This window comes from Streptomyces rubiginosohelvolus (assembly GCF_014649875.1).
Lineage (GTDB): Bacteria > Actinomycetota > Actinomycetes > Streptomycetales > Streptomycetaceae > Streptomyces > Streptomyces rubiginosohelvolus.
Window position 1 is genome coordinate 240 of record NZ_BMTW01000036.1, and the last position, 4,642, is coordinate 4,881.

The window sequence follows — 4,642 nt, forward strand, 5'->3', positions numbered from 1 at the left end:
ACAGCGTACGTACAACGCACTTTCCCTCCGAGTGAGGGTTTTGCGGATGGTTGGCGGTGTGCACTGTCTCTAGCTGGCACGGCTTTGGAAATAGCCCCGTACAGCTCCGAGGCCTTCTTGAGGGTGGCTCCCCCGAGGAACCTCAAGTGCTCTTGAAGCACACAGCAAGCCGGGCCGCACCCCGAGGGGTGCGGCCCGGCTTGCTGCTTGTTGGCCCGTCACTTTCCGCTGGCTGAACGGGAAGCACCGATTGGTTGAACGCCGAACCTGGCTTCTGTGGCCGATGTTACGGCCGAATTCCCTCTCTGCCGTTTGCCGTTCGGACTAAGCCAGTCGAGTGGCGTATCCTGCTCGCTAACCGGCTCGACCCCTCGCCAGGGATCGTGCTTCGCCGGTTGTGCGTAGGGGCTATTTCCAAGCCGCGGTCAGCCGTGCCTTCCGAATCCGGAGGTGCCACGGCTGACCGCCATACCCACAGGGGTATTGATCATGTCAGAAGGAGTTCTCGCGGCTGTTCTGATCGTCGCGATCGTAGTTGGGGCGGCATGCTTCACGGTCCGTCACCTGAAGAAGACGGCCGGCCGCATCGCGGTCGTGCTCGGTGCGCTGGCCGTTCTGATCGGCGCGCTCGTTCCTCTCGTCAAGATCCTCGTTGAGTCGCCCACGCCCGCTTCTGGTCAGGTGGTCGCTCCGGCTGTTCCTCCGGAGGGGACCGGCGCGGGAGGTACCCGATGACCGTCTTCATGGAGGAGTACCCCGAGTTCCCGTGGGCTCAGCCGTGGGCTCAGCACTCCGCCGACGTATACCTGAAGTCGCTGGGCTTGCCCGTTTACGCCATCGGATCTCTCATGGGCAACGCCCGTGTTGCCGGCCATCAGGACGGAGGCGTGCTCTCCTACGGGCAGGAGTGGATCCACATCATCACTCGGGGCGTCGTCAAGGAAACGACGTCGCATGGCACCATGCGTCTGTGGCGGAGGGGCATGATCCTCGGTGATATCAGCCGGGTCATGCTCAGGAAGCCGAAGGCGAGCGACTCGAACTCACTGGGCGCGGGGTCGCACCTCACCTTCCTGGGCAACGGCGCCTCCATCAGCCTCACCGCCCGCACGTTCGCGACGCTGATCGAGAAGGAGCCCGTGTTGGCTCTCTTCCTCGCACAGCTCACCAACGAGCGCTCCCAGATAGTGGAGGCGGTCTATGCGGCCTCCAAGGCGGCTCCCATCGTCCGAGTTGCCCGCCTCTTGGACTACCTGGCCCAACGCACCCGGACCAGCGACGTGGGGGACCGCATGAGGTTCACGCGCACCGGAGTACACCCCGTCCCGGACGGTGCGCTCACGCTCAATGGTCCGAGTCAAGCGGAGATCGCTATTGCGCTCGGGCTTGGCCGGACCACGGTGGAGAAGGCGATCGCCTCGCTCAGGGCCGACGGGATCCTGAACGCTCTTGAACCGGGAACCCGATCCAACCGGTACTACGAGATCATGGACTTCAGCCATCTGAAGTCTCTGGCCCGATCGGAGTCGTGACTACCGCTGTGCCCCCGGACGGAACCGGGGGCACAGCCCCCTTCGCCCATTCCAGTCCGAGGCCGGCCAGCCGCTGGAGCTGCTCACCGGTGAGCGTGGCCCTCCGGCTCTTCACGTTCGACAGCCACACACCGAGCCGCACCGGTGTCCCGTCCGGCAACTCCTCCGACCAGGACCGCGCCACCACCACCGTCCCCTCCCGCTCGACGTACTGGGCGAGCGCGGCGACTCCCCGCTCGAACGCCCCGGCCCGCGCCCCGCCCGCCCGCCGCGGCCGCGCCTTCCCCCCGACGGCCTCCACGGCCGGTTCCTTGGGCGGCCGGACGCCGAGCTGCACCAGGCGCTCGCGCTGCCCCGCGGACAGCCGCTCCCACCCATCGCGCTGGGCGGCCAGCCACCCGCCGACGTCGAGCCCGTTCACCATCGCCCCGGGCTCCATATGCCCGAGCACGCTCCCGGGGACCACAAGGCCCTTCAGGGCGGCGTAGTGGCGCTGCCAGTCGACGGGCCAGTCCGGGTTCCAGTCCGGATCGATCGCGGCCAGCGCCGCCGCCCGCCGCGCCGCCCGTACCTGCTCCTTCCCGAGCCCGTTCTTCTTCCGCGCGTTGGCCAGCCACTGACCCACCGGCCGGTCCATGATCATCGCCGTGACCGGCGCGGCGAGGGTTCCGTACGCGGCGAAGTAGGCCTTCGCCGCACCGAGGTTCTCCTCCCACGCCGCGTCCGCCGGGTCCCACACGACGCCGAGCGCCTCCAGGTCCTCGGCCCGCCCGGGCAGAATCGTCCCCGCCCGCATCGCCCGGCGCTGATCGGACAGCCACCGCCCCAGCGGAAACCCGCCCTCTCGCGAGAGCCCGTCCTCACTGCGCTCGCCTCCGCCCTCAACCCAGTTGTAGGGGACGGCGAGATCACCCTCCCGCTCCCGGTACGCGACCGCCGCGCGGTGCCCCGCCCGCCAGTTCGCGTGCTCCGGCTCGATCAGGTTGTACTCCACCATCCTGGCGACCAGCGCCGGGTCGCGGTGCGTCCCGAACCGCAGCAGCAGCCGCTGTTCCTCCTCGTCGTCGCCCTCGGGCGCCGGTCCGAGCCAAGACGACACCGGGTCCGTCCGCTGCAGATCCTCCGACGGAATAGCGAGCATCTCCACCGCACGCTCATCATGCGCACGCAACCCGGAAAGAACCTTCAAAAGAGGACGGTATGATGCCGAATACGGCATGTCTTCCGGCGTTTCATCCGGCCCGAGAAATACCGGTACGATCAGCGTTGCCAATTTGTCCTGACCGGGCTTCTGCCGAAGCGCGCGCCCAATAGCCTGGACGATATCCACCGCCGACCCCTTCGGGTCGATAAGCGCGACGGAATCCACGCTCGGGCAGTCGACTCCCTCACCGAGAACCCGGCAGTTCGACATCACCGCCCGCCCCGCCCGCGCTCCGAACTGGAACAGCTCCTCGGCCCGCATCTCCGGCTCGTGCTCACCCGACAGCCACCCCGACCACACCTCCTCCGGGTGCCGCTCCGGGTCCGCCGCGTGCAGCCGCCGCACCACCCGCTCCAGCCCGACCGAGAAGGCCTGCGCCTCGATCGTCCGGTGATGGAAGGTGATACACCGCTCCAGCCCGTGCTCCGCCATCGCCTCCAGCAGCGCCGCCTGGAGCACGGCGAGCCGCTCACCGCGTACGTACTCCTCGAACCGCTCCTCGCCGTACAGCTTCTCCAGGGTCAGCCGCTCGTCCCGCAGCTCCACCACCACGATCTGATACCGCGCCAGCAGCCCCCGCGCGATCGCGTCCGACAGATCCAGAGCCCACAGAACGGGCCCGTAGATCCGCTCGTCCGACATCGAACAGGCCAGCTCCTTCGGCAGCCGGTCCACCGGCACCCGCCGCCCAGCCTCCCCGCTCCCCTCCGGGGACTCCGCCCGCCAGCGCGGCCGCGGCCGCTCCATCCAGATCCGCGGCGTCGCCGTCAGATACAGCCGGCGCATCGCCGGAAGCTGCTCCTGGTCGTGGACGACCGCCCACGCCTTCCCCAGCGACCCCGACGTACGATGCGCCTCGTCCACACAGATCAGGTCCCAAATGTCCATGGGGAGCCCGTACGCGCCTTCGTGAGCCTCGGTCAGCACCGGCAACGACGAGTACGTCGCGAAGACGGTGACCGGCCCGCTGCCGTAGTGCAGCGCCAACTGCGGGGCGTTCGTCGTCGACGGCACCCGCAAGTCGTACAGACGCGGATCGTCATCCATCGAGCACACCGCCACCATCGACCCCGAACGCCCGAAAGCCCGCCACTCCCGCACCGTCTGCGCGAGCAATTCCAGCGTCGGGAGAAGAACCAGAACCCGCCCGTGCGGAGAAATACGGTGCGCCGCACCGGCAGCAATGAACGTCTTTCCTGTCCCGCACGCGGCGTGCACCTGACCGCGCAAACCGTTCTTCGGAATCTGCTGCCCGGGCCGGATCTCAAGCCCGGCAACAATGGCGTCCACGGCTTCCGCCTGATGCGGGAAAAGCGTAATTTCACCGGTCATGACGAAAGTCTCCAGACGCGGGGGAGGGGGTAGCTGTTCACTCGTGATCCTACCCGTGCATCACATGATGCACGACTCTGATGCAACACGATGCATCACATCGGCTGACGGTTGTCCTGTTCCGGCCCCACCATGGCCAACCAGCGTGCTACATTGCGAGAGCAGTGCGCACACCTCCTTCCCTGGTGCGGGTGCTTGCCGGACGTGACGTCCCGTCAGGAAGAACTCGCCACCTCCCGGCCCGGACCTCCTCCTGGTGGCGGAGCCCGGGGCCGGCCTCGGGAGGTAGTAGCCACCGATTCGGGATCCTACCCGCTGGCACAGTTGATGCACCGCCACCTATCGCCGTAGCCAGCCCGGCGAAGCCGGCAGGGCGGGAGCGAAGCGGACGCCCCGTCACGAAGCGAAGCGGAGAGACCCAAAGGATTACCGCGCAGCGGTAATCCAATTCACGCAAAGCGTGAATTCACATAAACCGCGCAGCGGTTTATAAAGGCGCGTAGCGCCTTTACAAATTCGCGAAGCGAATTCCGTCCCTGCCAAGCGCGAAGCGCTTGGATACCCGCTCCGCGGG

The 4,642-nt window shown here is 67.4% G+C and carries 3 protein-coding genes; 2 read left to right on the plus strand and 1 reads right to left on the minus strand.

Annotated elements, in window-relative coordinates; translation table 11 throughout:
- The first annotated feature begins 489 nt into the window (after positions 1-489).
- Positions 490-735, plus strand: a complete 246-nt coding sequence (locus IE134_RS33925; protein ID WP_189432860.1) for a hypothetical protein — start codon at positions 490-492, stop codon at positions 733-735.
- A complete protein-coding gene (locus tag IE134_RS33930; protein ID WP_189432862.1) occupies positions 732-1,532 on the plus strand; it encodes a cyclic nucleotide-binding domain-containing protein in 801 nt (266 codons plus the stop codon). Before IE134_RS33925 ends, IE134_RS33930 begins: the two co-directional genes overlap by 4 nt.
- On the opposite strand, the gene IE134_RS33935 is transcribed toward IE134_RS33930, so the two are convergent.
- Positions 1,495-4,068, minus strand: coding sequence for a DEAD/DEAH box helicase (locus tag IE134_RS33935; protein ID WP_189432864.1), 2,574 nt, complete (start codon positions 4,066-4,068; stop codon positions 1,495-1,497). The genes IE134_RS33930 and IE134_RS33935 overlap by 38 nt on opposite strands.
- Positions 4,069-4,642: the final 574 nt, after the last annotated feature.